This window comes from Jeotgalibaca sp. A127 (genome assembly GCF_052266745.1).
GTDB lineage: Bacteria > Bacillota > Bacilli > Lactobacillales > Aerococcaceae > Jeotgalibaca.
Window position 1 is genome coordinate 1 of the sequence record NZ_JBQPRC010000021.1, and the last position, 5,889, is coordinate 5,889.

Sequence of the window (5,889 nt, forward strand, 5' to 3'; positions counted from 1 at the left end):
TGTGAGTCCTCCTGTTGTTTTGTGTGGTAACTAAATTATAGGGGTTCACTGGCCTTTTTGCATTTAAAAACAAAAATGGTGCCAGTGAATCAAAATGATTCACCAACACCAAATATTATAGAGCCTAAAAAATAGCTGTCCATCTTTGTACACTTTGGTTGATGTACAAGGATAAACAGCTCTATTTCTATATTACGAATCCAACAACCCACGCTTATGCAGCAAGTAGGCGACCCCAACAGACAAGGCCATAACCGAAATCAATACATAACTTTGAACGGCACCGAAATTTTCTGGGCCGATGAATAAGTAGGCTCCTAATGCGATGATGATTGGCGTAATTGTGAGCTTTTTCGCTTTAAACAGCTGTGGAAGTGTAATCGCGCCCAGTAAAGCAGGTGTAATATTATCAAATCCCGGCTTTAACACGGGATTACTTAACAGTGGTGCCAGGATTTCTCCGACCACGAAATTGCCCAAAATCAAGATTGCAATTGTTACCAAAGAGGATATACCAACACTAATGATGGCAATGACATCCCCTTTATCCGAACCTGGCTCCACGTTTGCAATTTTGTGGCCTGAAACAACGGCAGGCAATTTCATATTCAAAATGTTACCCGTAATGGAACTCAAGTACATGGCCCCCGCGCCAAATACAGGATAGTAGGAAATGTTCTCTACCACTGCTGTCGGCAGGAATGTCGCAATCAAGCCGATGGATGCCGCAAACACTTCACTGAATTTGAAATCCGTTCCATAATAATAAGCCGTTCCAAAAGGGACAAGCAACATAAAGAACAAGGCAATCATACTCGTCAATCGTCCCAGACGGTTTATACGTCTGCTAAATAATTCATTTTTTTCGTTCATTTCCCTTCACCCCCTCAGACCAATTGAACATAGAGAATGACTGTCGCCATTCCCACGATTAAAGCAATCGGCAAGGAAAAATCACTTAACCCTCGCAGATTTGTCACTTCGGCCACTCTGTTCAACATCATGACCACAATTCCTGAACTAACAAAAGCGATGATTGCTTCGATATTCTGGACGTTTGCGACATAAGGGACTGATAAAGTAACAAGCAGCGCAACAAACAATGCACTGGAGAAGACGGTGATAAATCCACCGGCAACTTTTTCTTTTCGACTCTTTGAAAATTTATCCAAACGGCTCATGAAGAGAATGTTGAAGACAATTCCCCAAATAATCCCTATCGTCATTACAAACATGATGATCACAAAGTTTCTTGGAGTCATGTTCGGATCTGTGAAGCCTTTCAACCCCATGCTTTGGGCTGCCAAATCAGCTGCCATCCCTTCATAAGCGGCCGAACCAACAACCGACAAACGCAGCCAAGGAAAATATCTTCCTAGCGCTTGCGAGAGAGCCAACATCATCACAATAATCGGCAAGGAAGGGACAATTGAAAAGATGGCACTATTGGTCATCGTACGGCGCATGACCTGCTTGGACAAGCCAATTTCCTGACCCCTGCGCCAAGCAACCATAACAAAAATAAACGCTTGGATAGCAACTACACCAATTATTAAAGCACAAAGCAGAAAGACAATTGGCCCATTGGCTATTTCTAGATAATTCACATTACTCACTCCTCATTACATTAAATAATCTTTTGCCACGTCAACAAACAAATCACAGAAATAGAGATAGTCGTCAACTTCCACGTATTCATCAACGGTATGGGCTAGTGCCGTTTCACCAGGTCCAAAAATAGCCAAATCAAATTTTTTCTCGACGCGGCAGAAGTTGGATGCATCCGTTGCCCCGCCTAAGCCAACTGCGGGTAGATCCCGACCCGTTACTTTACGGATGGATTGGACCAACGCTGATTCATCCGAACGTTCAACGGCCATATTATTTTGTAACACATTTAATTCCAAGCGTCCATTAATCGTTGCATTTATTTCTTCAATCGTGGAATTTAAAATATCCAGTACCACTTGGTTGTCACATTCCGGAATAGTACGGGCATTGGCTTTCAGGATTGTTTGTTCCGGCACACTGTTGATCTGAGTCCCACCTTCGATGACGGTAAAGACATTCAACATCCGGCCCAACTTTTCATTGTTGGCTGTTTTTCCTGCCGCTTCGAACTTCGCATCCGCTTTGGTAATGAACGCATTCATCTGCATCAATGCGTTGATACCTTTTTCTGGTATGGAACTATGGGCTGCACGGCCGTGAGAAATAACTTCATATTGAACAGACCCTTTGTGGGCAGTGATGATGCCATCTTTACCAGACGGTTCACCAATAATCATCGCATCGATATCATCCAAATAGCCTTCATCTGTTAATTGTTTAGAACCATACATCCCGATTTCCTCACCAACAGAAGCAACCAGACGTAACGTGCCACTGAAATCTTTTCCCGATTCTTTTAACTCAATCAATGCAAGCACCATAGCGGTAAGTCCGGCCTTCATATCCGTCGTGCCGCGACCATACATTTTGCCATCCACAATTTCTGCACCATAAGGATCGTAAGTCCACTCTTTCAAATCACCAGCCGCTACTACATCCATGTGACCACTGTAGGCAAGGACTTTCCCAGATTGGGTACCTTTGATTTCAGCGACTAAATTACTTCTTCCGGGAACATATTCAATTAGCTTAGATTCAATGCCATACTCAGCCAATAAACGTTGGAAATATTCTGCAACTGCCGTTTCATTGTTGTTCTCTGATTTTATTTTGATAACATCTTGCAACACCGAAATTTTCTCTTCTCTATTCACTCCGCTACACCCCTAATTGTATTTTAATTTATAACGCATCAACCCTATACCAAAATAGGAGTTAGTAAAGTATATTTGTCACACACCTCATTATAAACTGTATTATACCAACAATTTGCACGACAAAAAAGACCACCTAAGAAGATGGTCTTAACGCATGGGATGTGTCTGATTCAGACTTTGAAGATGATTAAACCATTTCGCTCTCTAAATGGACTGAAAATGGTTCAAAAAACAATAATTAAACCATTTCGACTGCTGAAATTTTGCAAAATGGTTTAATAACACATAATAAAACCATTTCAGTGTTTCTAGGCAGCTCAAATGGTTTTATTATTCTACTATATTAGTTCTTAATCAAGTTGATAAGTCTAAGCCAGCGCCCGCTTCGCAAAAACTGATACCACAATCCCAACCACCAACAAAACCATCGCCATCATTACAATCGGTGCAGATGACCCGTTTGCCAACAACCACCCACCTACCGTGCTACCGATCATGATGGAAAAGTTAAAAGCAGCTGATTGTAAGGAGGTCGCAATAGCAGTCCCGCTAGTTACTTGACGGGTGACGGCTGTTTGGAAAAGTGTCACCAAGGCACCAAACCCAATGCCCCAGAGGATAAAGGAAAAATGATGCAGAACGGTCAAGTCTGTCCAATAGAACAATGCCATTGCAACGCCTGCCGACGCCAACATGCCAATACAAACCGCTTGTAAGTGGCGGTCGATGAAGCGGCCGGCAATCAAGACCGATAGGATTGAGCCAATACCAAACAAGATTTGTGCCAAGCCGATGCCCGGATAATTCATGTCACTTACCAGGTTTGTGATATAGGTGTAAACCCCGTAGTTCGCCACCACTGCCAGAATGGTTAGCAAAATCACCAGTAACACCCCTTTGTTTTTCAACATAGTAAAGGGGGAATTGGATTTGGAACGTTTCTCGCCCACAACATGAGGCAAATAAATCTGACACAATATGCCGATGATCAAAACGAAAATTCCCATGACAACAAATTCAGTATGAAAACCAAAAGCGGTCCCAATCATCGTCATGATGGGCAAACCGAGACTCATTCCGAGCGTAGTCCCTGCCATGATTACCGCCACTGCCTTGCCATATTCGTGTGGGGCAACCAAACTCATCCCGTAAGCGGAAATCATCGGCCATAACGCCCCCGCACAAATACCACCGACAACCCGCGCCCCCACCGCCAGCCAGTAATTGGAAGTGAAACCTACGACCAGGTTCGCAGCGGCAAACCCCGCCAACAGAATCATCAATAGTCGTTTCCGGTCCCATTCAACTGTTGCCGAAACAATTGGAATCCCAAAGATGGCACTGGCGATGGCATATTGCCCGACAAAGCCACCCGCTTGTGCTTCGGTGATGCCGAAACCAGCAGCCATTTCAGGCAATACACCTGAAGGCATTAACTCAGATAAAATAGCCATAAATGTGATACTACCCATTAAAATAAATACCGGCCAAGAAAAGCCATGTTTGTGTGTTTGTTGCATGAAAATAATTCCTCCTACAGATTTGTGATTAGATACTGCATTCCATCATATCAACATTTTGAAACAAAATCAAAACAATAAATATAACGGGTTATTTCAACATATATATTATTTTTCATCGGGTTTGCAATATTCCCTTAAAGGTAGTAGAGTGGATATAGATTAATTTAGGAGGTTATATGGATTGAATAAAAAATTCATCAATGCCACCATCTACAAACATGATGGCGCATCAGAAATTTTAGTGAAAGATGGAAAGTTTGCAGCCATCGGCAAAGACTTAGGTGAGGCAGACGAAATCATCGACTTGCAAGGGCGCTTTGTTCTACCGCCTTACGTGGATTCCCACTTGCATCTCGACTACTACTTCACAGGTCAAGATGACGAAATCAAAAATGAATCAGGGACTTTATTTGAAGCCATTGATTTGTGGAATGACTACAAAAAAGGCACCACTAAAGAAGAAATGAAAGAGCGTATCCGTCAAGCTGTTAAAGACGTGGCTTCATACGGGACACAATACATCCGTGCGCAAACTGACTGTACGGATCCAAACCTAACTGGTATTAAAGCAGCGATTGAAGTGCGTGACGAATTAAAAGATAACATTACGATCCAAGTAGTGGCATTCCCACAAAACGGTATGTTCTCTTATAACGAAGAAGGTAAAACAGGCCGTGATTTGGTAGAAGAAGCATTGCAATTGGGTGCTGACTGTGTGGGTGGTATTCCGCATAACGAATGGAGCCAAGAAGACGGAAATGCATCCGTCAAGGAAATCGTTCGCCTAGCTATCAAGTACAATAAATTGATTGATGTACACTGTGACGAAACCGATGATGACCAAGCACGTTTCCTGGAAATGCTGAACGCGGAAGCGATGAAACAAGGTTACGGCAAGTCAACCACTGCTTCGCATACGACTTCATTTGGCTCAGACAATGACTCCTACGCTTTCCGGATGATGGGCTTGTTCCGTCAATCTGGTCTTAACTTCGTAGCTTGTCCAACTGAAAACTTATTCTTACAAGGTCGCCAAGACACGTATCCAAAACGTCGTGGTCTGACACGCGTAAAAGAATTCGTTGATAATGATATCAACGTGGCATTCGGTCAAGACTCCATCGTTGACTTGTGGTACCCTGCTGGTTCAGGAAACATGATGAATATTTTGGACAACGGTATTCATGCCACACAATTGATGCGTGAAGAAGACTTCCCACGTAACTTCGATTTGGTAACTTATAATGGCGCAAAATTGATGCAACTAGAAGACGTATACGGTTTGGATGAAGGCAAACCAGCAAACTTTATCGTCCTGGATGCACCAAATGCCTTTGAGGCACAACGTCGCCGCGTTGAATGTTTAGCTTCTGTCCGTAATGGTGAGTACTTGTTCAGTAAACCAGTACGCGTATATGAAACAGAACTGGATATTGATCGTAAGACAAAATAAAAAAAACGACCCGCTCTCAGTAAAATGGACCCTATAAAGTGGACTCTTTAAAAAAGAGACCCTTTATAGGGTCTTTTTGTATATCAAACTGGATGGAACATCAAGTTTATTGCTAGACTAGTAGAAACAGAATAGAACCTGCAAA

The 5,889-nt window shown here is 42.7% G+C and carries 5 protein-coding genes; 1 reads left to right on the top strand and 4 read right to left on the bottom strand.

Annotated features, from left to right (window positions below):
- Nucleotides 1–192: 192 nt before the first annotated feature.
- The 4 genes from ACTVAI_RS11650 to ACTVAI_RS11665 form a co-directional block, all read right to left on the bottom strand.
- Nucleotides 193–873, bottom strand: a complete 681-nt coding sequence (locus tag ACTVAI_RS11650; protein ID WP_443472648.1) for a hypothetical protein — start codon at nt 871–873, stop codon at nt 193–195.
- A 14-nt stretch (nt 874–887) separates the two neighbouring features.
- Nucleotides 888–1,607 (bottom strand): DUF5058 family protein, encoded by a 720-nt coding sequence (locus tag ACTVAI_RS11655; RefSeq protein ID WP_443472649.1) that lies wholly within the window; start codon nt 1,605–1,607, stop codon nt 888–890.
- Between the two features lie 15 nt (nt 1,608–1,622).
- Nucleotides 1,623–2,765 (bottom strand): ArgE/DapE family deacylase, encoded by a 1,143-nt coding sequence (locus tag ACTVAI_RS11660; protein ID WP_443472650.1) that lies wholly within the window; start codon nt 2,763–2,765, stop codon nt 1,623–1,625.
- Nucleotides 2,766–3,136: 371 nt separating this feature from the next.
- Nucleotides 3,137–4,288: an MFS transporter gene (locus ACTVAI_RS11665; protein ID WP_443472651.1), complete on the bottom strand. Its 1,152-nt coding sequence runs from the start codon at nt 4,286–4,288 to the stop codon at nt 3,137–3,139.
- 184 nt (nt 4,289–4,472) lie between these two features.
- Here ACTVAI_RS11665 and ACTVAI_RS11670 point away from each other — a divergent pair, with 184 nt between their 5' ends.
- Nucleotides 4,473–5,744, top strand: a complete 1,272-nt coding sequence (locus ACTVAI_RS11670) for an amidohydrolase family protein (protein WP_443472652.1) — start codon at nt 4,473–4,475, stop codon at nt 5,742–5,744.
- The last annotated feature ends 145 nt before the right edge of the window (nt 5,745–5,889 follow it).